24 protein-coding genes and 1 riboswitch are annotated in these 26,388 nt (G+C 38.8%); of the genes, 22 read left to right on the top strand and 2 right to left on the bottom strand.

The window, feature by feature from the left end; all coding sequences use genetic code 11:
* From GVV19_RS03200 to GVV19_RS03170, 7 genes are all read left to right on the top strand, one after another.
* Positions 1 to 624 (top strand): InlB B-repeat-containing protein (locus tag GVV19_RS03200; protein ID WP_201288185.1); only part of this gene is annotated, 624 nt, incomplete at its 5' end.
* Between the two features lie 111 nt (positions 625 to 735).
* Positions 736 to 1,269, top strand: coding sequence for a ClbS/DfsB family four-helix bundle protein (locus GVV19_RS03195; RefSeq protein ID WP_159645498.1), 534 nt, complete (start codon positions 736 to 738; stop codon positions 1,267 to 1,269).
* 86 nt (positions 1,270 to 1,355) lie between these two features.
* A riboswitch (purine riboswitch) is annotated at positions 1,356 to 1,452 on the top strand.
* A 418-nt stretch (positions 1,453 to 1,870) separates the two neighbouring features.
* A complete protein-coding gene (gene ade, locus GVV19_RS03190; protein WP_159645495.1) occupies positions 1,871 to 3,637 on the top strand; it encodes an adenine deaminase in 1,767 nt (588 codons plus the stop codon).
* An 18-nt stretch (positions 3,638 to 3,655) separates the two neighbouring features.
* Entirely contained in the window at positions 3,656 to 4,087 is a 432-nt protein-coding gene (locus GVV19_RS03185) for a GNAT family N-acetyltransferase (RefSeq protein ID WP_159639627.1), read from the top strand.
* A 12-nt stretch (positions 4,088 to 4,099) separates the two neighbouring features.
* Positions 4,100 to 4,897, top strand: coding sequence for a DUF3100 domain-containing protein (locus GVV19_RS03180; RefSeq protein WP_159639626.1), 798 nt, complete (start codon positions 4,100 to 4,102; stop codon positions 4,895 to 4,897).
* Between the two features lie 10 nt (positions 4,898 to 4,907).
* The gene (locus GVV19_RS03175; RefSeq protein ID WP_159639625.1) at positions 4,908 to 5,390 is read left to right on the top strand and encodes a hypothetical protein; all 483 of its coding nucleotides are present in this window, start codon (positions 4,908 to 4,910) and stop codon (positions 5,388 to 5,390) included.
* 3 nt (positions 5,391 to 5,393) lie between these two features.
* Positions 5,394 to 6,326 carry a nucleoside hydrolase gene (locus tag GVV19_RS03170; RefSeq protein WP_159645492.1) on the top strand — a complete coding sequence of 311 codons (933 nt, stop codon included), beginning with the start codon at positions 5,394 to 5,396 and terminating at the stop codon, positions 6,324 to 6,326.
* A 59-nt stretch (positions 6,327 to 6,385) separates the two neighbouring features.
* Here the strand turns inward: GVV19_RS03170 and pbp4b are convergent, their stop codons facing one another.
* A complete protein-coding gene (gene pbp4b / locus GVV19_RS03165; protein WP_159645489.1) occupies positions 6,386 to 8,545 on the bottom strand; it encodes a penicillin binding protein PBP4B in 2,160 nt (719 codons plus the stop codon).
* 445 nt (positions 8,546 to 8,990) lie between these two features.
* Between pbp4b and GVV19_RS03160 the strand changes: the two genes are divergently transcribed.
* The 14 genes from GVV19_RS03160 (at position 8,991) to yhfZ (ending at position 23,972) form a co-directional block, all read left to right on the top strand.
* A complete protein-coding gene (locus GVV19_RS03160) occupies positions 8,991 to 10,739 on the top strand; it encodes an ABC transporter ATP-binding protein (RefSeq protein ID WP_159645486.1) in 1,749 nt (582 codons plus the stop codon).
* A 3-nt stretch (positions 10,740 to 10,742) separates the two neighbouring features.
* Entirely contained in the window at positions 10,743 to 11,519 is a 777-nt protein-coding gene (locus GVV19_RS03155; RefSeq protein ID WP_159645483.1) for a TrmB family transcriptional regulator, read from the top strand.
* A 235-nt stretch (positions 11,520 to 11,754) separates the two neighbouring features.
* Positions 11,755 to 13,224 carry an ABC transporter permease gene (locus GVV19_RS03150; protein WP_159639620.1) on the top strand — a complete coding sequence of 490 codons (1,470 nt, stop codon included), beginning with the start codon at positions 11,755 to 11,757 and terminating at the stop codon, positions 13,222 to 13,224.
* Positions 13,225 to 13,236: 12 nt separating this feature from the next.
* Positions 13,237 to 13,926 carry an ABC transporter ATP-binding protein gene (locus GVV19_RS03145; protein WP_159645480.1) on the top strand — a complete coding sequence of 230 codons (690 nt, stop codon included), beginning with the start codon at positions 13,237 to 13,239 and terminating at the stop codon, positions 13,924 to 13,926.
* On the top strand, positions 13,919 to 15,376 hold the full coding sequence (locus GVV19_RS03140) for a PASTA domain-containing protein (protein ID WP_159645477.1): 1,458 nt from the start codon (positions 13,919 to 13,921) through the stop codon (positions 15,374 to 15,376). Before GVV19_RS03145 ends, GVV19_RS03140 begins: the two co-directional genes overlap by 8 nt.
* Positions 15,377 to 15,576: 200 nt before the next feature.
* Positions 15,577 to 15,921, top strand: coding sequence for a PRD domain-containing protein (locus tag GVV19_RS03135; RefSeq protein WP_159636002.1), 345 nt, complete (start codon positions 15,577 to 15,579; stop codon positions 15,919 to 15,921).
* A gap of 12 nt (positions 15,922 to 15,933) precedes the next feature.
* Entirely contained in the window at positions 15,934 to 16,293 is a 360-nt protein-coding gene (locus GVV19_RS03130) for a DUF2620 domain-containing protein (protein WP_159639617.1), read from the top strand.
* Between the two features lie 17 nt (positions 16,294 to 16,310).
* A complete protein-coding gene (locus GVV19_RS03125; protein WP_159635997.1) occupies positions 16,311 to 17,606 on the top strand; it encodes a YhfT family protein in 1,296 nt (431 codons plus the stop codon).
* 1 nt (position 17,607) lies between these two features.
* Complete coding sequence (locus GVV19_RS03120; RefSeq protein ID WP_159645474.1) at positions 17,608 to 18,621, top strand: amidase family protein; 1,014 nt, start codon at positions 17,608 to 17,610, stop codon at positions 18,619 to 18,621.
* Positions 18,622 to 18,631: 10 nt separating this feature from the next.
* Positions 18,632 to 19,516: a phosphotriesterase family protein gene (locus GVV19_RS03115; RefSeq protein WP_159645471.1), complete on the top strand. Its 885-nt coding sequence runs from the start codon at positions 18,632 to 18,634 to the stop codon at positions 19,514 to 19,516.
* A 1-nt stretch (position 19,517) separates the two neighbouring features.
* The gene (locus GVV19_RS03110; protein ID WP_159645468.1) at positions 19,518 to 20,624 is read left to right on the top strand and encodes an aminotransferase class V-fold PLP-dependent enzyme; all 1,107 of its coding nucleotides are present in this window, start codon (positions 19,518 to 19,520) and stop codon (positions 20,622 to 20,624) included.
* Positions 20,615 to 21,769: an alanine racemase gene (locus tag GVV19_RS03105; RefSeq protein ID WP_159645465.1), complete on the top strand. Its 1,155-nt coding sequence runs from the start codon at positions 20,615 to 20,617 to the stop codon at positions 21,767 to 21,769. The genes GVV19_RS03110 and GVV19_RS03105 overlap by 10 nt, the downstream gene beginning before the upstream one ends.
* The gene (locus GVV19_RS03100; RefSeq protein ID WP_159645462.1) at positions 21,762 to 22,979 is read left to right on the top strand and encodes a phosphopentomutase; all 1,218 of its coding nucleotides are present in this window, start codon (positions 21,762 to 21,764) and stop codon (positions 22,977 to 22,979) included. The genes GVV19_RS03105 and GVV19_RS03100 overlap by 8 nt, the downstream gene beginning before the upstream one ends.
* Before the next feature lie 69 nt (positions 22,980 to 23,048).
* On the top strand, positions 23,049 to 23,972 hold the full coding sequence (gene yhfZ / locus GVV19_RS03095; protein ID WP_159639611.1) for a GntR family transcriptional regulator YhfZ: 924 nt from the start codon (positions 23,049 to 23,051) through the stop codon (positions 23,970 to 23,972).
* Positions 23,973 to 23,997: 25 nt separating this feature from the next.
* Here yhfZ and GVV19_RS03090 read toward each other — a convergent pair whose 3' ends face one another.
* Positions 23,998 to 24,786 (bottom strand): MurR/RpiR family transcriptional regulator, encoded by a 789-nt coding sequence (locus GVV19_RS03090; protein WP_159639610.1) that lies wholly within the window; start codon positions 24,784 to 24,786, stop codon positions 23,998 to 24,000.
* Positions 24,787 to 25,005: 219 nt separating this feature from the next.
* Between GVV19_RS03090 and GVV19_RS03085 the strand changes: the two genes are divergently transcribed.
* Positions 25,006 to 26,385: a transporter permease gene (locus tag GVV19_RS03085; protein ID WP_159645459.1), complete on the top strand. Its 1,380-nt coding sequence runs from the start codon at positions 25,006 to 25,008 to the stop codon at positions 26,383 to 26,385.
* Positions 26,386 to 26,388 lie beyond the last annotated feature (3 nt).

The raw sequence follows: 26,388 nt of genomic DNA, 5'->3' as shown, positions 1-26,388 counted from the left end.
CATACAGTGACATTTAATAGTAACGATGGAAGTGAAGTCACATCCCAATCAATTTTAGACAAAGAAAAAGTAGCGCAACCTGAAGCACCTATCCGCGAAGGCTATACCTTTGACGGTTGGTTCCAAGACAGTGCCCTTGAACAAGCTTTTGATTTTGATACAGTTATTGAAGCTGATCTCACATTACATGCCAAATGGAGTAAAATTGATGTCTATCATACAGTGACATTTAATAGTAACGATGGAAGTGAAGTCACATCCCAATCAATTTTAGACAAAGAAAAAGTAGCGCAACCTGAAGCACCTATCCGCGAAGGCTATACCTTTGACGGTTGGTTCCAAGACAGTGCCCTTGAACAAGCATTTGATTTTGATACAGTTATTGAAGCTGATCTCACATTACATGCCAAATGGAGTAAAATCAATTCTGATACCGATGAGTCAGGGAATACGAATCATGACGGTGAAACGCCAAAAATTGATGCAGATGAAAAGAAGGAAGTATCGGAAATTGCGATATTGCCGAATACCGGTTTAAATCAAAGTACTAATCTTATTTTAGCGGTTCTCGTAATTTTTAGTGGCTTATTAACACTGTTTGTGAGTATAAAAGGTAAAGAATAACCGAAAAGAACTCCAATTCCTGGAGTTCTTTCTTTCAATATGTCAATTACATCCACTTTGTGATTGGTGTATAATTTATATACTGGTAATTAATTCAAAAAGGAGCAGAGTATGGCAAGACCAACAACTAAAATAGATCTTCAAGAAGCGTCCAAAAAATCATTTAAGAAATTGATGACGTGTATTAACGATATGCCTGAAGCGGTTATAATGACGCCACTACAATTTGATGATGACAAACTGAAAGAAGCACATTGGCGGCGTGACAAGAGCGTCAAAGATGTTCTCATTCATTTATACGAGTGGCATGAGCTACTACTACACTGGATTCAAAATAATCTCGAGGGTAATGACGTCCCATTCCTGCCAGATCCATACAATTGGAAGAGTTATGGTGCCATGAACGTTACATTCATTGAAAAGCACCAAATGACATCGTTAGAAACAGCAAAAGCAATGCTTATTAAAAGTCATGATCAGGTAATGTTGCTAATCGATACGCTCAGTAATGACGCTTTGTTTTCGAAAGCATACTTCAACTGGGCTCCAACATCAACAGTGGGAAGTTACTGTGTTTCTTCAACAACAAGTCACTACGAGTGGGCTTATAAGAAATTAAACAAACACTTAAAAATGAACAAATAGAAGTTCTATAAAAGTGTAGTTGATTATTATTTAACAAATTATGAAGACGAATCTTTGTCATAAATATTGTATGTCGCTTTGAGTGTGGTATACTGTGTTTATTCCGTTATATAATGTCCAAATTGGTGGACAGTCTCTACACTTAACCGTAAATTAAGTACTATGACGTATTCTACGTTTGAGATATCGGAATTAGAGTAAGGAGATACTGATGAATCAGATATCTTATTTTTCTTGTTTCTCAAACTGTGAAACACTAAATTTACATCAAAACAGTCAGTTTACAGAATTCATTCTAAATTCTGATTTTTTAAGTGTAAGCAATAAGACATTCCGTTCATCGATCTTTAGCAACTTTAACACGGTTGCATGTGTGGCAATACAATCGCTTTTAATGACAAAATATAACGAAAAACAAAGAACCTTTTTCGAAGCACGTGGTAATGCACGACTTCGGTATGCGAACTGAGCATAACGAGAGGTTCTTTTTTCATTGCATTGAAGGCCAGTATGTTTGTTTAAAATTACGGGATTAAACAACAACTGATGATTCAAGTGTTAAAAATGCGGCCCTTACTGAAGTTTAGTTGGGAGGCTCGTTATGAAGCTTAAATACACAGATAAAAGTAAGTTGATTGCGACTGCACGTGGGGACGTTCAGGCGGATATCGTACTTACAAATGCACAAATTCTAAATGTCTTTACAGGAGAAATTCGTCTTGGGGACATCTATGTTTCTGATAATGCGATAGCGCACGTTGAATATGACAATCGCGATAATGTACATGGAAAAGAAATAATTGATGTGGAAAAAAGATACGTCATTCCAGGATTGATTGACGCCCATATGCACATTGAATCAACGATGCTCACACCGCGCAATTTTACTAAGGCAGCGTTACCACATGGGACAACGACCATTATTACAGATCCACATGAGGCAGCAAATGTCACTGGAGTTCGAGGTGTTCAATATATGCATGATAGTGCAGAAGGACTTCCGATGCGTCACTTTGTTGATATTCCAAGTTGTGTTCCATCAGTGCTTGGTCTTGAAAACTCGGGTGCAGAGTTTGGAGTTCAAGAGATTGAAACACTTGCATCATTGGATCGTGTTATCGGTCTTGCAGAAGTTATGGACTACTTAGGTGTAATTAATGGTGAAGCTCGTATGATGGACATTATTGCTGCATCGGAACAACGTGGTCTCTTTATTCAAGGTCATGCGCCATCAGTATCTGGTCGTGATTTGTCGGCATATATTTGTGGTGGACCACGAAGCTGTCACGAATCTCGTTCTGGAGCAGAAGGTTTAGAAAAACTTCGGGCAGGTCTATTTGTCGATGCACGCGAAAGTTCAATTACAAAAAATGTTAAAGATATTTGGGAAGCAGTCAAAGGTTCACGTTATTTAGATACGCTATGCCTGTGTACCGATGATAAAGAAGCGGAAGATGTTTTAGTGCATGGGCATATGAACGAAGTGGTGAACGCAGCCATTTCTTATGGAATGAATCCAATTGATGCGATTCGTTGTGCATCATTCAATACGGCGCGTGAGGTTCAAATAGATAACCTAGGGGCAATTGCACCAGGACACATTGCGGACATGCTTGTTGTGGATACTTTGGACGCAATCCATCCAGCGCGTGTCTTCTATGAAGGAAAACAGGTTGCATCAGAGGGTTCATTAGATGTTGAAATTCCTGCACTTGTAGATCCAATTGAATTAGAGAATACAGTTTTTGTAGATGAACTAAGTCTGAGCGACTTTGAGATTATCGCTCCAATTGAAAATGGAACAATCATGATGCATGGTATTGAATACCATTCACCACACTCTTCCCTGACAACTGTGTCTCAATTTGAAATGGAAGTTGTGGACTCACGCATTGTTTTACCAGAGTCATTTAATTTTGTTGCTGTTGTGAATCGTCATAAAAATAATGATGGCATCGCATTGGGAATTGTCAAAAATTTTGGCATGGAAGGCGGAGCATTAGCGTCAACGGTTTCTCATGATTCGCATAACCTCACGATAGTCTACAACAACACTCAAAATGCCCTCTGTGCTGCGAATGCATTGATGCATCAAGGTGGCGGTATGTCCGCAGTTAAAGATAATGAAGTCTTGCATACATTAGACTTACCTGTTTTTGGTTTGATGTCTCAGCTTGAAGCTGAAGCACTTGCCATCGAAAACCGAAAAATGAAGGAAGCCAATCGTACTTTAGGAATGACAGAATTTGTGAATCCATTAATGCGAATTACAACATTGTCGTTAATCGTGATTCCAGAAGCGAAAATGTCAGACTTGGGTTTAGTGGCGGTAAGTTCAAAAGAAATTAAACCATTATTTATAGTATAAGTTGAGGATTAGGTGTGCATGAGAACGATTATTCAAAATGTCAGAAATATGCCCGAATGGCATGCACTTAAAACAATTCGAAAAGAAGTCTTTGTATTGGAGCAAGGTTTGGATGAATGCGTCATTGAAGACATTCATGATGAAACGTGTACACATATCCTTTATGAAGATGCCGGAAAAATTGTTGCAAGTTGTCGTATTCGAAATGAGGGCGATGTTGCCTACATTGAACGTGTCTCTGTGGCAAAGGATTATCGAAACCAATCGCTAGGGAAACAACTCATTATTGAGGCGGTTAAATTTATTCAGTCAAGTAGTGCATTGTTGATATCAATTTTTGCACAAACACAAGTCAGTCCGATGTATGAGAAACATGGTTTTGAAGTGAGTGGAAATAACTTCCAAATCTATGGGACATCACACATCAAAATGATCAAACATATAGTCTAAAGGGAGAAGACAATGAAAAAGGACAGTAACGTATTATTTATAGTTTATATCATGATTGTTATTGCGATATCAGAGCTAATCGGAATGCAGTTCGTGAATGTGGGGAATCTTACAATTCTAATCTTACCACTCGTCTTTGCAGTATTAATTACGATGATTGTGGGAATACCTGCATGGCGCAAAGGTATTATTAAAAAAGTTTATTCTGATACTAACATCAAATTTGCCGGAAGCAATTTAATCTTTATTATGTTGCCATTGATGGCTCGTTACGGTGCAGATGTTGCACCTAAAATTAATGAAATTATGCAATATGGATGGGTATTCCTTTTGCAATCTGTCGGAAATATTGGAACTGTAATTCTGGGATTACCAATTGCACTATTACTTGGTCTTAACCGTGAGGCCATCGGAGCTACATTGGGTATTGGTCGTGAAGGGGAATTAGCATATATATCTGAAAAATTTGGATTGAATGGGGAAGAGGGACGTGGTGTTTTATCTATGTATCTGGTTGGAACACTTTTTGGTGCACTATTCTTTAGTTTCATTCCTCCAGTTTTAAATGCCGTAGGATTTGATTATCGTGCATTAGCAATTGCTTCAGGTTTAGGATCTGCAAGTATGATGACTGCAGCATCCAGTTCAATAGTTGGGCTTCATCCACAATTTGCAGATACCATTACATCATTTGCTGGTGCAAGTCAGCTTGTAACAAGTTTTATGGGAACCTATATTATGGTATTCCTTTCGATTCCATTGATGAACTTTATGTACAAAATCTTTAAAAAAGAAAGAGCTATAAACTAGGAGGCCCATCATGATTACAATTATTAAAGAACAATTACCACGCTTAAAGATGCTTTTTGTTGGTGCATTTTTAATTCTATTTACACAGTCCATTAAACTCATTAAAAACCCAGCATCCACACCTATTACAAAAGAAACATTCATGGGTCTGGGTGTGCTTGTGCTTTTCTCATTTGCAGGTCTTATTATTACTGAGCTTATGAAGAAAACCGGCGTCAAAATTCTTGCGGATTTTCCGGTCCTTGGTTGGGTTTCAATTACATCTTTGATTTTCTGCCTGATTTCACCGTTCTTTATTACAGCAATTGGTGGTGTCGACTTCTTGTCAATCACAACACCGGTCTTAGCTTTTGCGGGAATTTCGGTAGCGAACAACTTGGGTGATTTATCTAAGAACTCATGGAAATTCATTATTGTTGCATTGTTCGTCTTCTTAGGAAGTTACCTAGGTCGAGCAATTATTGCACAATTAGGCCTATGGATTATTGGGTAAGTGATGAAAAAAATCATACTAGATGTTGACACAGGAATTGATGATTGTGTCTCACTTGCGTATATTTGTGGACACCGTGATGTTGACTTATTAGGTGTCACGACGGTCTATGGTAATGTTGATCGAGACGCTGCTACGCGTAATACGATAAACTTGTTAAGTTTAATGGGCAGGGATGAAGTAGGTGTCTATAGTGGTGCTGAACATGCTCTTAACACTGACGGCTTTACCCAACAACGCGGAGGGGCAGTTTTTCACGGATTAAACGGAATTGGCGAGGTTGCGTTGACTGATAGCATGCGTGCAATTCAATCTAGATCAGCGGTTGATTTTCTAGTTGACATGGCTCATATCCATGGTGATGAACTCACAATCGTTGCGAGTGGACCACTCACAAATATTGCGCAAGCAATTTTGCATGATAAAGATGCGATGAAACGTTGTAAACGTGTCGTGTTAATGGGTGGTGCACTCACAGTTGCGGGCAATGTCAGTCCGGTTGCTGAGGCAAACATCTTTCAAGATCCACATGCTGCAAAAGTGGTTTTTGAAAGTGGCATTCCAATAACAATGATAGGTCTTGATGTGACATCGCGAGCCATTCTAAGTCGCGATGATTTAAAGCAATGGGAAACAAAGAGTGATACAACTCAGACATTACTTCAAATCATGGATCATTACTTTAAGGCACATGAGCTTATCTATCCTCAATGGGGCGGTGCAGCGATGCATGATCCTCTTGCTGCGGTTGTCGCGCTGCATGAAGATGTTGTTCGCACAATTACAATTCCACTTACAGTCTTAACCGATGCACAGCATTTGGGTCGTACAGTCTTAAATTTAAGTGCGATTGAAGATGTGATGTCGAGAACTGTGAGTGTTGCGATTGATGTGGATGTTGCGTTATTTAAAAAACATTTACTCTCTACAATTTAATAAAAAAGGTACTGCTTTTAAAGCAGTACCTTTTTAGATGCATCAATGACAATTAATATCTATTCATTACTTTTACGCAGACTATATTTTCTTAGAACAATTCCAAGAACGATGAAACCAGCGGCAATGATCATAAGATTACTTGTTTGCACGCCTGTTGCTGGCAGTGTACCTGGTGTCGTTGGTGTTTCAGTATCGGGAATGCGTTTTAAATTATTAAGTGCATTGTTCAGTGTGATGGTTGTTTGGTCCACAGTTTCTTGTGTAGCGGCGTCATCATTGTAGACTTCTTGCGCTTGTGTAAGAGCTGAGGTTAGCGCAGCAATACTTTCTTTGGTGTACACCGTATGATCGATTGCAGTTGCCTTTTCAATGGTTGCTTTTAAATTTGCTTTATCAACCACAGGAGTGACTGTGATCTCAACGAGACCATCTAGTGCTGCGAGTATTTTTGCTGTAAGTGCATCAATCGTTTCCTGGGTGTAGCTTCCTGCTTCAAGAAGTTCGGTTGCTTCTGTTATCGCATCTGTTAAGACAGCAACACTTTCCGATGTATAAAGACGTGTATCGATTGCACGGGCTTTATCCAAGATTGTCTCAAGTTCAGTTACATCAACCGTATCTTCAAATATGAGATACTTAGTATCTTCTGCAAATGTAGGTTCCAAAATTGTAATCATATTCTGAACTTCATCACTTTGTAGATATTCATTGGCTTGGGTATCTTGAGGAGCACGGGTTTCAAGAACACTAATTAAAGCTCGTAGAGCATTTCGTTTACTTGGTGTAGATGTCGCGGTCATTGTTGAGAACTCACTTTGGATCATTCCCACGAGGTATTCGTGAGCTGTTGTATCATCACCCAATCCAAGCGCTTGATAGGTAAGTTCAGAAACCATGCCGTAAGCATTCGTATTAAAGTTCTTGGTGTAGAAATCGTTATCGCCAGGACCCATGATTGGTGTATTACGTGAATTGGTCATCAAAGCCAAGGTAATATTATTGTCAGGATCTATTAGTGTTAACGTACCGGTCCATCCAGTATGGCCAATCGTATTTTTACTTGCAAAATCGGAGAATGCCCATCCGTAACCATTCGTGTTTCCTTGACGACGCCATCCGTATCCGTATGTATCATTTAGAGCACTTGGAGCTACGAATTTATCGATTGTTTCTTGAGAGAAGAATGTTTGGCCATCAACAGTTCCTTGGTTCAACATTGCTGTTGCAAGGATTGCGACATCTTGAGCTGTTCCAAACAACCCAGCATGTCCTGAAATTCCGCCCATAGAGTAAAATGCTTTCTCATCGTGCACTTGTCCAGTTACAACTTCAGTGCGCTCATTTTCGAATGAAATTCGCCCATCACGTGTATTTCCGTGCAGTTCGGATGAAACGGTGTCTTTTGTTGTAAAACCATGGTCTAACGGATTAAAAACTAATGAATCAAGGCCAAGTGGTTGATAAAAGTTTTCGTACACATAGGTGTCTAAGCGTTGTCCGCTAACTGCTTCAACGATAGCTCCGAGTAACATAAAGTCAACATCAGAGTATTTAACAACAGATCCTGGTTCCGAAAGTAAAGGCGTTTTCAACATCATCTCTAAAGTTAAGTCTCGGTCTTGCGAGAAGAGATAGTTTGATCCATCACTTTCGAGGTTTCCAGTATAATTTTGGTTGTGATATTGTGGATCTGGGGTAAATCCCGCATCATGTCGGAGTAAATGACCAACAGTGACGAGGTGTTTCGATTGAACGCCACGCCCATCATTTACAAATTCAGGAAAAATTGATACGACGGTTGTATCAAGCGTAATTTTTCCTTGATCTACAAGTCGTTGCATTGCATACACCGTTGCGTACATTTTAGTATTACTTGCAAGGTCGAATAGTGTGTCGGGTGTAACTTTGGTTCGTTGTGCCAAAGGTAAAACCTCGATTTGGTCAAGAATGCTTGCGCCATTTTCGTCGTAAACATTTTTGTAGTTGTTCGTGAATCCATAGGCTGAGTTTTTGACTAAAGACCCATCTTTAGTTACGGCAACTTGGACTCCCGTAAGTCCATATCGCGTTTCAGCGGTAATTATTTGATCAAGAAGTTCGAACATTTCAGGCTTTGCAACAGGTGCTGATGTTTCAGCATTTATAGGTGTTACAATCGTTAAAAGCATTGCGAAAACGAGTAATGTACTCGACACTACTTTACTTACATATTTCATAATTTCCTCCTCTAAAATTATAAAAAGAGCCCAAGGTAAAATCCCTGGGCTCTTGCTTAAGTTGCAACTTAATGGCACGCCACATTCATAGATTAGCCTATATATTTTCGGTTGTCAATCAAAAACAGGAATTTATGAAAGTGCATACAATCCACTAATTAGTGGATATCCGTGGTATGAGTGGGTTTAATAGCAAAATAATTTCTCAAAAATATATAAAAAACAGAAATATAATTTCATTTGGAATTTAGTTGATTAGTGAGCTCATTTTTTACAAATAAGTCCATTCAAATGTAGGCTACTTAACCAGTCAAAAATTGCGTGATTTCTCCCCTAAAAATGAAAATCATTAAGCATAGATACTGAAACAATTAGCACAAAGATTGACAATTTTAAAGATAGGTATATACTAGTGGTTGCGATAAGTACTACTAGGGGGTTGTGTATGAAAAATAAACCTAAACATAAAACAAGTATGGCCCAATTTGTGATCGAGCGCTTAAGCAATCAAAAGATTACCGTGATGATAATTGTGGTGGCATTATTGGTGATGTCATATCTTCAATTTCTTATTCCACAAGTAACACGTTCCGTTATCGATGATATCATTCCAAATGGCACCGCTAATGAATTGTGGGTTCAACTTGGCGTTCTTTTCGCGTTAACGGCGGGACTTGCGCTTATTAATTATATTTCAAACAATGCAATTGCAACTGTAAGTCAGCGTGCTATCACTGATTTAAGAAATGAATTGTATGCACATATTATGAAACAGGACTATGGTTTCTTCGAGACGATTAAAACAGGAGATATCATGGAACATGTTTCAGCAGATGTGACGAATGTACAAGAATTATTTTCCAACAATTCTTTTGGATTAGTTGGTAGCATTGTCACTTTTATATGGGTCCTAACCTATCTTTTTATTCAGGATTGGTTGCTTGCTCTTTGTATTACTGTAACATTCCCACTTCTATATTTTATTAACCGTTTCTTTAAGCAGCGTCTTAAAGTAGCATATCGAGCTGTGCGCCATGCGTCATCGCAAATCAATCAGCATTTACATGTTAGTTTGACTTCTATAGGCCTTATAAAGAATTATGCGAATGAACAGGGAGAGGTTCAAAAATTTGAGGCATTGACTGCGGATTATGATTACCATATTGGTGTTGCGGCAACGCTCCAATCGGCCTACGGTCCTACTCTTTCAATGGTGGATGTTATCGGTACAATCTTAGTTTTAGCATATGGTGCACCCAAAGTCATGAATGGAACGATGACACTTGGTGTTGTGGTATCCTATATGTCCTACCTTGTTTTGCTACAACGGCCTATGCGATCGTTCAGCTCGATTGTGAATCGTGTTCAACAAGCTCGGGTTTCTTTTGATCGTATCCAACGTTTGTTTGAGGTCCAACCTAAGATTGTGAACAACTACATGGCATTATCAATGGTACGTCATAATGATATTCAATTTAACAATGTAGTATTTCATTATTGCGATGGTGAGCCGGTTCTCAATGGCTTAAATGTGACGATACCACATGGTAAGATGACCGCCCTTGTGGGTGCGTCGGGAAACGGCAAGTCGACACTTACGAAACTTTTAATGCGTCATTATGACGTCGTATCTGGAGAAATTCTGATTAATGATGAGGATATTCGAAATTACGAAATTGCCTCATTACGCCAAAATATCGCAATTGTTACTCAGGATGTGGATATCATGGATGGAAGCATTTATGAAAATATTACCTATGGGGCTTACAGTGCATCCATGCGTAATGTTGTGAGTGCAGCGCGTTCGGCCAATATTCTGTCATTTATTAAATCGCTTCCGGATGGATTCGATACACAAGTTGGTGAACGTGGTCTTAAATTATCGGGTGGACAGAAGCAACGGATTGCGCTTGCTCGGGCTTTCTTGAAACAAGCTCCCATTCTGATTTTAGATGAAGCAACAGCATCCCTTGATAACGAGTCAGAACGGTATATTCAAGCATCCCTAGACGAACTTCTTGTGAACAAAACAAGTTTAGTCATAGCACATCGATTGAGCACAATCCGCAACGCGGATAAGATTCTTGTGCTTGAAGGTGGTATAATTATCGAAGAAGGAACGCATGATGAACTTATCAACAAATCGGCACGTTATGCACAAATTTATGAATCTCAATTTAGGGATAAGGAGTAAGTAATGATAAAAGAACTTATGGCTCTGGGACTGACAGAGATTGAATCGAAATGTTATCTTTTCTTAAATGATAATCCTAACCAAACAGGATATGAAGTTTCAAAGCACATTGGTGTCTCTCGATCGAATGTTTATGCATCATTGAGTGCACTGACTCATAAAGGAATTTGCCGTGTCCAAGAAGGCAAAAGTACCACCTATAGTGCCGTTCCAATCGAAGATGTCTTAGATCGCTTGAAACAAGAATTTAAGCATTCCGCAAGTATTTTAAAACGCGAACTTCAAAAGAAACAAAAGGTAAATTTTGGATTTTACAGCTCGCAAGGGACTGACGCTGTAATGGCAATAATCAAAACGAATATATCAAAAGCACAATCTCAAATTATTGCGGATTTGTGGCCGGAAGATCTTGCAATGATTTTGCCACTTCTTGAAGAAGCCCAAGATCGAGGAGTCACCGTTTATTTATCTACATTTGAATCCGTTTCGACCACACTTAAGAATCTAATTGTGGATGAAGACACCCGTAAAGAAGGAGAGCATAGTAATTTTTCAATTCTTTGTGATGGTCAAAAAGTTGTTGTGGGAAGTTTGGATCATCGGCTTCAAGCGAGTGCAATCGAAACGCATCATCCGGCCATTGTCCAATTGGTTCAATCTGCCTTTGATCATGATGTTATCATGACACAATTGATGCATAAACATCGTGATGTTTTAGAATCCGATTATCCTGATGGACTTCAGGAACTTGTAACCCAATATCTTCAAAAAAATCGTTAAAGCACATAAGGTGCTTTTTTTAATATTTCATCGTTTTATACACAATAACTTCATACAATTCTCGCCTCAAGATGTGAAATATGTTTTCTGCATCAGACGTTCAATGCTATAATAACGGTACATATGTATGAATGTATGGGTGGGCATAATTCATAACGGGGTCAGCAATGTAACGCTGACATATTATATTGGATGATGACTTTCCTGTAGATAATTACGATAAAGGAGAGATACAATGAATCATTTTAAAAGAGCATGGCTCAGTGTCGTTCGTCGGAAAGGTAAATCACTGATTCTTTTGGTTCTCGTTTTTGTATTGGGGAACGTAATTGCAGGTGCCTTCTCGATACAACAAGCGTCAAAAAATGTTGAGAAAACAATCAAATATCAGTTGGGTTCAATTGCTACAATATCAATTGATAATGATGCAATCATGAAAGAAATTGAAGAAAATCCTGATTTTGATTTCTCAATCAAAGGTCTCAGTGTTAAAGAAATAGAGACAATTGGTGCTACAGATAGTGTGAAATATTATGACTATTCAATATCAGCAATGCTTCAGTCTGATACCTTAAAAAGTGTTGAATCAGAGGGTCCAGGAATTTGGCGTCAAAGTTCATCAGATGGATCGACTACACGATCAATGTTTGAGGTACGTGGTGTTCACAATCCTAAAGTCAGTTTAATTACCGAAGGGAAAATAAATCTTGCAAATGGACGTGTCTTCAGTGAAGATGAGATTAAGTCGGGGAAATTGGTAATCATGGCTTCAGAACCATTTATGAAAGAAAACAATCTGTCAGTTGGTGATTCCGTAACCTTGAGTAATATTATTAATGGTAGCAGTGATAGTGGCGAAGTACAGGATATTGACAAACGTGATGTAACGTTTGAAATTATTGGAACCTTTAATTCGGAAGCAATTAAAGACAAAGAAAATAATAACAATGCACAAGGTTTCCAAGGTCAATATGATAATTTACTCATCACATCAAACAAAGTTGCACTTGAAGAAGCTACCTTCAGTATGGAAGGACTCAAGAAACAATATCCAGAAATATTTGAAGATGATAAATTAACGATTGAAGAACGTATTATGCAAAATGTAACACCGGTATATGCGCTTAATGATCCTAAGGATGTAGAATCATTCCGTGCTGCGGTAGACCCGACGTTACCAAAATTCTATAAAGTAAGTACATCAAGTGATGCATATGACTCCATTGCGGGACCTGTAAAAGCTATGGATTCAATGGCTCAAATTACCCTTATTGTTGCGGTCAGTGCAACGATTCTGATTTTGAGCTTGGTAATTGTTTTATTCCTTCGAGATCGAAAACACGAACTTGGGGTCTACCTATCGCTTGGTGATCGACGTGGTCGTGTTGTTGGCCAAATTGTCATGGAAGTCATGTTGGTTGCATTTGTTGGGCTTACCTTATCGTTAGTCACAGGTAATTTCTTAGCGAAGGGTTTATCCAGTAATCTGATGAAACCATCGGAAGACCCAATGTTTGGAATGCCAATGTTTAACGACTATGGATCGGGTCTAAATGAACAAGATGTTATTGAAGCTTATAAAGTTGAACTAACACCAGAATATGTTGGCTTATTCTATTTGATTGGATTATCGGTCACAGCAGCAAGTACAATCGTACCAACTGTTTATATTACACGCCTTAATCCAAAGAAAATCATGATGTAGGGAGGGACATGTATGTCATTAATCGAAGTCGATAAAGTCGAATTTTACTACCAAGACGGGGATCAACGACGTTACATTTTACGTGATGTTGATGTTCGCTTTGAAAAAGGAAAGTTTTATGCAATCCTGGGTCAATCTGGTTCGGGCAAAACAACACTCCTATCACTCATTAGTGCTATGGAAGAACCGGCAGGCGGACGTATTTTATATGAAGGTGAAGATTTAAAAACAATTGGTTATGAATCATACCGAAGAAATAAAGTGGGTATAATTTTCCAAAGCTATAATTTAATCCCGCACCTCACTGCACATGAAAATATTTTATTGGCGATGGGGATCACGGATAATGAATTGCCAGAAGGTGAGAGTACGGTTGCCTACAACCTTTTAGATTATATTGGCATTACTAAAACTAAGGCTGACCGACTTGTCACGAAACTTTCTGGTGGAGAGCAACAACGGGTCGCGATTGCCCGCTCACTAGCGACGAATGTGGATCTGATTCTTGCCGATGAGCCAACCGGTAATTTGGACGAAGATATGGAGACTGAAATCATTAATATATTTAAATCTTTAGCTCATGAACATAATAAGTGTGTGGTTGTCGTTACACACTCGAATGAAGTTGCGTCTCAAGCGGATGAGGGTTATTACCTTCGTAAGGGTTCGATGCGTCCCATTCAAGTAGGTAACGATGAGTGATTTTCTAAAAAAGTTCAGTCAAGAGAACTATGAACAAACGACGCAAAAAGAGAAATTGGATGCACATGCTTCCCAAACGAAAACTGTGCAACCCGAACCTGAACAACTCGTTGACGATACTTTACAACAATCACAAGAAACGAAATCATTAATAAACGATACAGATGCGCCTATGAATGAAGCCGATGTTTTAGTGGATTTAGAGGGAGCAGATGAAGCTCCAACGAAATCTTTAGATGAGTACAAACGTGAAGATGCAAATGAGTCCAAAGATGAGGAAGTTGAAATTGATGATGGATATAAAGCCCGTAAACGTAAGCAGTATCTGTTTATTGGAGCGGGTGTGACTGTCGCCTTAATCATCGGTTTTATTCTTTTCCATTTCATGACGACCGTGAAATATCCCAATTTTGTTGGGAAACCTGTGACAGAATTTCAACAATGGGCAAAAGGAAATAGTATCAAAGCAGAAGTAACTGAAGAGTACTCTCTTGTCGATGATACTGGCGTAATTATGAAACAAGCGACTTCCGAAGGGAAACGTGTTAAGAAGGGAAGTACTCAAGGACTTGTTGTCAGCAAAGGCGCTGATCCACAACAAGTTGTACCATTGCCAGATGTTGCATCGATGAATGAAACCGAAATTAATAAATGGGTGAAGGATAATAAAATGGAAAATATCAAGGTTGTCCAAGAATACAGCACTGATGTTGAAAAAGGAAAATTCATTCGCCATGAGATTCGGGATAAAGATGTAACGCCTGAAACCTTGAAACGTAAAGATACTGTGACAATCTTTGTATCCAAAGGTGCGGAAGTCTTTTCAAAAGATATCAAAGTTCCGGATTTCAAAGGTAAAACGAAAGCCGATGTTGAAGCGTGGCATAAAGAGAAAAAATTCGTATCGGATTTCGTCTATGAAGAAGGATACGATGACAAACTCGAAGTTGGTATGATTATTTCCCAGGGAACTGCTGTTGATACACAGGTATCGAAAGATGAATCCCTAACATTTGTAGTTTCAAAAGGGAAGGCAATCTATGTTCCAGATTTCTCACAGATTTCCATGGGAGAATTTAAAGACAATCCACCTACCGGCGTGAATGCAACATTGAAAGAATGGTACAGTGGCTATGCCTATGGAACCTTCTTGGAGCAAAGCATCGCTCCTGGAACAAATATTGCTGGAACTCAAGACACTTCAGTAAAAGTGTATTATTCGATTGGTAAACCATATGTAGGTGAATTGATTGGTATGAAAGAAAATGAATTAGCTGCTTATTTTTACGCATTTAGAGACCGAGGCGCAAACATTAGCTATTCTGTTTCCTATGTTAAACCTGGTGGGTGTGAACCGAAAGGAACTGTGGTCGGAGCAAGTAAGTATAGTCAGTACGTTGCGATGGAAGATCATGTCTCACTGACAGTAAGTAATGGGAATTGTAATTAGTTAAGTATCAAATCTATGAGAAACAGTGTTCATCACTGTTTCTTTTTTTTATGATAGAAAACTCGCTAAAAGCGTGATTTTAGTGATGATAGCGCTTCAATTGGCAAAGTAAACGATTACATTTTAATTGACAAAGCTTTTTTGACTGAATATAATGAAATTACAGATGAATATACAATATTTTGTACATAGGAGGTTTTGTGGAAACGAGATTGAACATTTTGCTTGAAAATAATGTCATTGACGCTGAAGTATATGCTTACGCAATGAAGATATTTCAAGAGTATGCACTTGAACATAACTGGAATGAGACTGCTACTGAGGTTTTCTTAACCCATCTCGCAATGGCGTCACAACGAATTCGAAATGATGATGTTGTTGCACCCATGGATGCATTTATCCTTGATGAGATTAAAGCAAGTGAACATTATGAAGCGGTACTTGAAGTAACGGAAAAAATTCTTGATCACTCAACAATCCCGTTTCCAGAATCAGAAAAGCAATACATTTGGTTACATCTCACGAATGTGTTGAACACCCAATAGGAGGACTTAAAGATGGTTAAAATCGTCGTCGGTGGACAAATAGACAAACAGGCAATTGCGGAATTAGCGAAAAAGATAGGAGGAGACAGTGTATCGATTGATATAAAAAGTGATCTTGATGCTGCGATGGCAATGAAGAGTGGACAATATGACTATTATATTGGCGCATGCAACACCGGTGGCGGTGGCGCACTTGCGATGGCAATGGCATTACTTGGTTCCGATCTGTGTTCAACAGTTTCGATGCCAGGATCAATCAAGGATGAATCATTCATGATTGAAGAAATAGAAAAAGGGAAAAAAGCATTTGGTTTTACTGCACAACACGCGGAAGTCGTTGTGCCAATTCTCATTCGAGAATTCATCAAATAACCTAAAGGAGAAGAACTATGGAATATATTATTATCATGGCAATTGGTGCTTTGGCATCCATCCTTGCCAATAAGGGTATTGCAGTCTTTAACGACGGATTTAGACCTGTCGTGCCACAATATTTTGAAGGTAAAATTAGCCGTAAAGAGTTAGCGGCAACCAGTTTTGCAATTAGCTTTGGACTTGTTGTTGGATTCGGAATTCCAACATCAATTGCTGCTTCAATTATTTTAATTCACTCCATTTTATTAGCGACTGATATTATCGGTACAATTTTTAAAGATGATTTAACGGGATTAATTCTGTCTGGTGTTGTTGGTGCTATTTATGGTGCAGCAATCCTTGGTGGATTACAGTTTGTTGTTGATCTCTTTGCAGCAATGCCATTTAACTTCTTAACAGCACTTGGAAGTGTTAGTGCACCTGTCACAGTCGCATTTGCAGTGTTCCCAGCTGTAGCGATTGCGATGCAACATGGATTCAAAAAAGGAATGATTACAGGAATTATTACAGTTCTTGTTTGGTTCGTTGTTAAAAAATTCGGTATCTTCACACTTGGTGAAGCTAAAGTTGCTTTAAATGCTGAAGGAATCTCAATGCTTGTCGGAACAATTCTTATGGTTGTTTTCGCAACACAAAATAAACAAGATACCAGTACATCTAATCAAGACTTAACCAACGTATTCTCAGGTCAAGTTGCACGTATTCAAAAAAACTGGTGGATTCTTGGAATCATGGGTGGACTTATTGCCGCTGGAACAAGTCTTCTCATCATTGCTGGTGACCCAACTTCTTTAGCATTAATGTCTGAAGGTCAAATGACCAGTGCAGCTATGGCAGCCTTTGCGCGTGCGATTGGATTTGTTCCACTCGTCTTTACAACAGGAATTGTTACTGGTGTTTATGGTCCTGCTGGAGCAACATTCGTCTTCGTAGTGGGTATTGCATTACATGGTAATCCACTGCTCGCGTTTGTTGTTGGTGCAGCTGTTATGGTTCTTGAAGTATTCCTAATTAATATCTTTGCGAAAGCTATGGATAAATTCCCTGGTGTTCGTGAAATGGGAGAGCATATCCGTACAGCAATGAGTCGTGTTCTCGAAGTTGCATTACTTGTTGGTGGGGTTATTGCTGCCGATAAAATGGCTGCAGGTATTGGTAGTTTATTCGTTATCGGATTCTACTTGTTAAATAAACAATCCAAGAAACCAATTGTGGATCTTGCAGTTGGACCGGTTGCAGCAATTATCTTTGGTATTCTCTTGAATATCTTATTGCTTATCGGACTTTGGGCATTACCGGTCGTAGCGTAATATGACAAGAAACGTTTCTTCATTTGCATTACGTACCTATCAAGCGCTCGGTGAAAAAGCTGTTGTCGAAGTCAATGTACAAAAAATCGTAGATTGCGAACAACGACTCAATCGTGAAGAAACATGTTATTACGTTGGTGTGAAAAACACCAACGTAATTCCCATTGAATTCTTAGAAATGCTTGAGTCACATGGCTATTTAATGCATACTCGCGATGCTATGGCCCTGAATGGGCGTGCCATAGATTTAGAACTGGTTAATCCTATAACAGGTCGCTATATGACTGGATCATCAAGTGGTACTGCGATTAATGTTTTTAAAGGGATTAATGACTTAGGAATTGGAACTGATGGCGGTGGCTCTGTTTTGGCACCGGCAGCGGCGCTTAACTTATATGGATTTATCAGTCCCTTAATTTGTAATGATGCATTGTCAAAATATTCAAAAAAATCAACCGACAACATCACGTTTCAACCATCGATTGGGTTTATGGCTCGGGAATTTGAGGTATTACGGGATGTGGTTGCGCTAACGTTACCAGAAGATAACCAAGCATCGATTAACGTTGTCGTAAGTACACCAAATTTTGAACCGTATCAACAGTGTTTACGAATTGTTCAACATCATTTGGATGTTTCGGATTATACGAACCTACGCTATATCAATACAGATCGATCAATGATGATCGATGAGCTTCGTCATTTTGACTTTGATACCTCGGTGTTAATTACCTTTGAAGGTCCGATTGATTTTATTGAATATGGTGATTCTTTATCAGGACACTATGACGCACTAACCACAGCTAAACAGTCACAGTCACATAAAAATTATCTGAAAGTGATTAACATGTTAGGACTTAGTGCAATCAGCATTCCAACATCGCAACTCAGCACCAGCATTTTGATGATTTGCAAAAGTGACCCTACTTATATTCAGGCGATGATGGGTTTTGCACAACAAATTCCTTTCGAGCGATCGGCGCTTGAAAGCCGCTATTTTACACTACAAGAGTAAGGAGATTTATATGACATTACTTAAAGATGGCATCACACTAATTCATGAACACACAACAATTGATTTATCGAAGGTAAAGAACAATCCGGATTGCTTCCTCGATTGTTTTGACGAAACAATTCAAGAGTACAAGGAACTGTACGATTTGGGTGTTCGTAATATCGTTGATGTAACCGCAAATGGAATGGGTCGCAATGTTGAATATGTTAATAAAGTTGCAGTAGCAACTGGTATTAATATTTTGCAGGCTACAGGTTTTTACAAAGAACCATTTCTTCCGGACTTTGTCTACTCAATGAGTATTGAGGAATTGGCTGATTTTATGGTTTCTGAAATCGAATCGGGAATCGATGGGGGAACAACACGCGCAGCTTTAATTGGGGAAATTGGAACAAGTAAAGACGTATTTGAACCGATGGAACGTAAAGTTTTTGAAGCTTCAGTGATTGCAGCCAAACGTACCAACACAGTCATTTCGACACATACATCGCTCGGAACGCTTGCTCTTGAACAAGCATCATTCTTTGTTGAGAAGGGCATTGATCCATCACGTGTCATCATTGGACATCAAGAGCTTTCCGGAAATCTTGATCAAATCAAAGCGTTAATTAACCAAGGTTTCAATGTAGCATTCGATACGATTGGGAAAAATAATTATTTCCCAGATACAACACGGGCAGATTATTTGTTTGAACTCCAAGAGCTCGGAAAGTTAGATGCAATTACGCTCTCTTTAGATATTACTCGTAAATCAAATTTCAAGTATCAAGGAGGTATTGGTTATACCTATCTCTTTACAGACTTCTTACCTTTATTACGACAAAGGGGCATTACCGAGGCATCAATCCACAAAATGTTAGTGGAGAATCCGCAACGAATATTTGGAGGTAAATAATATGAAAGCTTTTCCGCTACAAAGTATGAATCTTGAAGCAGCAACTAAAATGCAATTTAAACTTGTTGATAGTATGACAAAATATTTCAACGGCTACGATATCTTACAGCAAGGGGATTTGGGTGTTCATCCATCTGGGAACCAGCCGGAAACAACCCGAAAAGTAGAGCGTGTTCTCGCAGATTTCTTTGGGGTTGAAGATGCGTGCTTCGTTCGTGGTGCTGGAACGGCAGCCATCCGAGAAGCTTTTGCAAGTGCTGTGAAAGCTAACGATACAGTTTTAGTACATGAGGCTCCAATCTATTCAACAACAATAACAAGTTTTGAGATGCTTGGAATTCAAACCCTATCGTGTAATTTTAACGATTTAGAGGATCTCGCATCGACATTGCAAAAGAACCCAACGATTCATGCAGCCTTAGTTCAGTATACACGCCAACAATTGGCAGATAGTTATGACATGGAGCAAGTTATCGCTACTATCAAGAATGTGAGCCCAGATTGCGTCGTTATCACCGATGACAATTATGCAGTCATGAAAGTTCCCTTTACAGGTGCACAATTAGGTGCTGACTTATCATGTTTTTCAATGTTCAAACTATTAGGTCCTCAAGGTATTGGATGTGTGATTGGAAAACAAGCATACATCGAAACGATTCGCAAATTTCACTATTCAGGGGGAAGTCAAATTCAAGGATTTGAAGCCTTGGATGCAATGCGTTCGTTAGTTTACGCCCCTGTATCTCTTGCTATACAGGCAACACAAATAGAAGCTCTTGCAAATCACATCAACACAATCGGAGTTAAAGGCGTTGCGGAAGCGGTCATCGTGAATGCGCAATCCAAAGTAGTGTGTGTGCGCTTTGATCAACCGATCGCTAAGGCAGTTTTAGAAGAAGCGGCAAAACAAGGTGCTGCAGCATATCCAGTAGGTGCTGAAAGTAAGTTTGAAGTGGTTCCAATGTTTTATCGTGTTTCCAAAACGATGCTTCAATCCGATAATCAATTTGAAGCATATTGGATTCGAATTAATCCAATGCGTAGCGGTCATGAAACTGTATTACGTATTTTAGAAAGTGCAGTTGAGCAGGTGTTATCATGTTTATAGATGTTTTAAAACGCCGGAATCCAGAATTTTTAGATACCGTACGAAAGATGCACCAAGCAGGACAGTTAGAACCGGATACCTATGTTGTTGATATGGACATCTTACGCCAAAATGCGCAAAAAATACTAACCGAGGCCTCTGCTGCAAATATTGACTTGTACTTCATGCTCAAACAACTAGGACGTAATCCCGTCATTGGACAAGAGCTTGTCGCGATGGGTTATCGCGGGGCGGTAGTTGTAGATTTTCGTGAAGCAGAAATTATGATGCGCCACAATATTCCACTTGGAAATGTTGGTCATCTCGTGCAAACACCCAAACATATGCTTGAGCGTGTAATGGCGTACGGAACTGAGGTTTTTACCGTCTTTTCTTTAGATAAAGTTAAAGAAATAAATGACACGGCCCAAAAACTAGAAATGATTCAAGATGTAATCGTAAAAGTGGCATCAGAAAATGATTTGTATTACAGTGGTCAAATGTCAGGGGTAGACTTAACTGAACTTGATGCATTCATTGCAGCAACGCGACAATTGCCGCATATTCGTATTGTTGGTGCTACTGCTTTTCCCTGTTATCTTTACGACACCCAAACCCACAAGACACAAGCAACACCAAACTATCAAACCGTGATTACCGCCACTGAGATGATGGAATCCCAAGGGCTTGAAATTAAGCAAATTAATGTTCCTTCTACAACCTCGGTATCAACATTAAAAATTATGGCTGAAGGTAAAGGCACAATGGGCGAACCAGGACATGGTTTGACCGGTACCACTCCAGCCCACGCATATCGTGATTTGGAGGAGTTGCCAGCAGTTCTCTATCTAAGTGAAGTTTCGCATAATTTTAGACAGAAAGCCTATGCTTATGGTGGTGGGCATTATCGTCGTTCACATGTCAAAAATGCGCTTGTTTATCATCATGATCTTGAAGTTATGGATACAGTGATTCCGGTGGATGATGATAGTATTGATTATTATTTTGAACTAGAACATGAACACGAAGTGAGTGCGACGGTTATCATGGCCTTTCGTTTTCAAATGTTCGTGACACGTAGTAAAGTTGCACTTGTCGAAGGCATTCATTCAAATTCTCCCCGCATTATGGCAGTTTATGATGGATTGGGGAAACTTTATGAGTAAGAAACGATTCATCGTAGTAGTCTTGGATAGCTTTGGGATTGGAGCAATGGATGATGTTGTTAAGGTGCGCCCGAATGATATTGGCTCCAATACATGCCTTCATTTGCTCGAGTATCCGCACACCAAGACATGGCCTCATTTACAAAGTTTGGGACTCATGAATGCATTAGATAAAGATGTAGTTGACTTTGTAAAGAGTTCGAATGCTATTTTCGGAAGCAGTGAGTTGAAACACTTTGGTGCTGACTCCTACTTTGGGCACCAAGAAATATCTGGTACTAACCCTAAAAAACCATTGTTTACACATATCCAAATTCATTTGGATGACATTGAAAAAGATCTCATTGCTTCTGGTTTTAATGTCAGTCGCATTGAACAAGATGGATTACAAGTCCTCAACGTTAACAATATGATTATTATTGGTGATAATATGGAAACTGATTTAGGACAAGCGATTAATGTTGTGGGAGCGATGGACACCTGTGGATTCGAAATGATCCAGGAAGTGGGACATATTGTCCGAAAACATGTTAAAGTTCCGCGTGTTATTGCCTTTGGTGGGTCTGATGTGACGATTGAGCGCATTAAAGCTAATATCATTACGAAAGATGGATTTATTGGCGTCGATGCACCAGCATCTGGTGTCTATGACGCTAACTATCATGTGGTTCATATTGGGTATGGAGTGGACCATACGAAACAGGTACCGCTTGCTCTGGCACGTATTGGAATTGAGAACCATTTCTACGGTAAAGTCGAAAATATTGTTCACAATCCGTTGGGTACAAACTATCCATGTGTCGATACTGCGGATACACTTAATGCTTTAATTAACGATTTGGATACATATGATGAAGGCTTCTTTTTCTTAAACATTCAGGAAACAGATTTGGCGGGTCATGGTGAAAATCCGGAACGTTATATCGATGTCTTAAACATAGCGGACGAACAACTGGGGGTTTTAATGTCCAAATTAACACCTGAAGATATTCTGGTTGTAATGGCGGATCATGGTAATGACCCAACCATAGGACACAGTAAGCATACACGGGAACGTGTCCCATTACTCATCAAACGAATCGGTCATGAAGGTCTAATAGATATCGGAACGCGGCGGACAATGGCGGATGTTGGTCAAACTGTTGCTGATTATTTTGGGACAGAGATTGAGTTTGGAACATCCTTCTTATCTGAGATTGAAAAGCACTGAGAAAGTGCTTTTTTTTACATAGGAAGCGTCATACATATTTGTTATAATATATTAAAGAAAGGAAGTTTTATGACACCAAGAAGAAAATTGATGACAAAAAACGCCTTAGCGATTGAATATCTAGCAAAGGACTTTATAAGTAGAGATATCGGTTCTAAAATTCTCACAATTTCTGAGTACGAAAAAATGATTGAGGTTGCCCGAGGTACAATTCAAAATGCAATTAAGCAGTTGGTCGATAGTGGTGCAATTGCGGTGGAATCTCGTGGTCAATTAGGAACATTCTTATCTCAGAAAGATTTGAAGTTATTACTTGAATTTGCTGGAATTTCATTTTTGGTTGGGGTAATGCCGCTGCCCTATTCTCGAACCTATGAAGGGCTGAGTACCGCTTTATTAACAACGATGGAAAACACGCTTAATATTCCAGTCAACATGGCTTATATGCGTGGGGCACAACAGCGGATTGAAATGATGCTTAATGGGCGTTATGATTTCGCAATTATGTCAAAATATGCTGCCCTTGCCTTTCTAAAACACGATACGAGTATTGAAATAATTAAAGAATTCTCGGACCGTAGTTATCTATCCGGTCATATTATTCTTTTTTCGAAAGATTCGTATCGTGATATTGAGGACGGAATGCGTATTGGAATTGATCATGATTCGATTGATCAATCGTCATTTGTACGTGAAATATGTGCAGGCAAGCGCGTTGAATTTGTAGAGATTAAGTATAATCAATTGATAGAATCCATTCAAAATGGCGTCATTGACGCTACCGTGTGGAATGAAGAAGACCGTGCTATTGAATTGAATGCACTGAATACAATTCCATTGAATCTTAAGAATAATGATAACCGTATTGCGGTAGTCGTTATAAATCGTAATCGGAAAGAGTTAGGCGCAGTGATGAACGCTCTAATTAGTGTAGATGCAGTAACTCAGATTCAACAAGATATTATTAATGGTACGCTGATTCCCAGTTACTAAAAATAGCACGCTAGGTGCTATTTTTTTATACGTAATTAAACTGTTGTTGGTTTTTCTTCCGTTGGATTGCGAGGTACATCATATCTATAAAGAGTAGGTACGGAGTATACATTGTTGTGGAATACTTAACAACGGTATCATCTTCATGAGGATAAAGCTTGATGACTTCGGCATAATTTTGATTGTCGACTTGAGCCGACAATGTCACAACAATAATTGGAACAAAACGCTGTTTCGCAATCATGATGATTTTCTCTAAATCATCTCGAAAATATTCGTGTTGATAGAAGATGACTAATACGTGTTCATAACTCATGACATTCGTAAGTGTGTACATAAGATGCTCAAAATGGGGAATACTACGAATGTTTTGGATTAGATTCTCAATCCGATAAATCATCATGTTCGTCGTTTCTTGTGTTTTACCAAAACCAAAGGTATAAATCATTTTGCTATTGATAAATCGATTCGCAAGATAATTCAAATCAATTGTTGCCACACTTTCGTATAACGACTTATAGTAAGTGTTGTGGACGTTCCATAAGTCACGTGCTTCACTATTGATTGCGATTCCATCACTTTTGTTGGATTCGAGTGACTTTTGGAATTCATATAAGAATGATTTATAGTTTTCGAACCCGATTTTATTTACGAAACGACTAATAGTTGCTGTTGAAACAAAAAGGCGTTCGGATACATCCACAATTCCTGTGTGGTCTAAATCTTTTTTTGATAAGAAAAAGCGTGCAATAATTTGCTCGGATTGTGTAAATTCGGATAAGTTATACTCCAAATATGAGATGAGATTGTCCATAATGGGTCCTCTTTTCGTTAGTATTATCATATACAATTGTGTAAATATTTACAAGAATATAAAAATATGTGTAAATCAACCTATGCAATGTGCACTAAATAGGTGAAAAGAGATGTAAATTTTATCAAGTGTATGGGCCTGTGTTTTATTAAGATTAATATTTGATATATTTGTCGTAGATGGTAAGCGCTACCACTAATCCATTAAGGAGGAGAAAAAATGGATACAGTTAGACTTTTATTAATTTTCGGAATTATTGTGTTCTTCATCGCAATGATGATGAAAAAGAAAATCCCTACAATTATTGCATTGCCAATGATGGGATTCCTTGTTGCGTTGGTTGCATCAATTGGTGTGGTACCAATGGCAGGGTTATTTGATTATCCCGTTATGGTCGACGGCGTCGAAAAAATGACACCAGGTATTTTCAGTTTTGTTATTACTGATGGTGTAAAAATGATGGCTGGGGCTATCGCAACCGTTATCTTTGCATCCGCATTTTCAAAAATGTTAATGAAACAAAACGTTGTTGAAAAAATTATTAAAACTGCAGCAGAATATGCTGGGGACCGCCCACTCGTACTCGCATTAGTATTCTACGTTGTTGTTTCGGTCATTTTTATGGCTATTGGGGGATTGGGAAGCATTATCTTAGTTGGATCAATTATCCTACCAATTATGCTTTCAGCAGGTATTAAACCATTACATGCTGCGACTATTTTCCTATTCTCATTTAGTTCCGGTGGTGTCTTTAATCCAATGAACTACTCAGCATTTATTCCATTACTTGCGCCATCATTTGGAGACAATGCAGCTCAAGCACAACAAGCCTTGATTTCAATGTCATTACCAATTTATATTGTTGCGTTCTGTGTACCGCTTATCTACATCTTTAAAAATATCAAAGGAACAAAATCCGTTAAATCATGGACAACCGACTCAAACATCGGTGGTAAAGGCAACAATGTTTCAACACTCGCAATGTTTGCCCCTGTCGTTCCAGTTGTAATTTTAATTGGCGCACAATTGATGAAATATGCAGTTCCTGCAGAAATTGCAATTGTTATAGGGATCGTTTACTTACTCCTTACTACAAAAGCTAAGAACGTATTCCAATTAGTAACACAAAGTTTTGTTGAGGGAACTCAAGATGTTGCTGGTGTTATCTTGTTGATGATTGGTTTGGGTATCTTAATTAAAGGGGTACAATACCAAACAGTTCAAACAGTCGTGGGACCTTCTATTAAATTCTTAGTTCAATACCTACAAAATCCGGTAACATATGTCATTGGATTTACATTAGGATCATTGCTTGCATTGTACCGTGGACCTTTAAATACATATGGTATTGGTGGAGCTTTACCGGCATTATTTGGTGCTGCAGGATTCAGTCCAATGGCAATCATTTGGGCATTACGAGCAAATGGAAATATGCAAGGGTTTGGAGATCCAACGAATTCACAAAATATCTGGGTTGCAGACTTTGTCAACGTAGATGTTAACGATATCTTAAAAGAAGTATTACTTTACGGAATGCTCATGTCATTGCTTATCTTAAGTTATGCAGTGTTTGTTGCAAAAATTCCATTGGTAATCTAATAA

Source organism: Erysipelothrix anatis, from assembly GCF_009828745.1.
Lineage (GTDB): Bacteria > Bacillota_I > Bacilli_A > Erysipelotrichales > Erysipelotrichaceae > Erysipelothrix > Erysipelothrix anatis.
The sequence above is the reverse complement of the archived record's forward strand: the minus strand, read 5'-3'. Positions and strand labels throughout refer to the sequence as shown.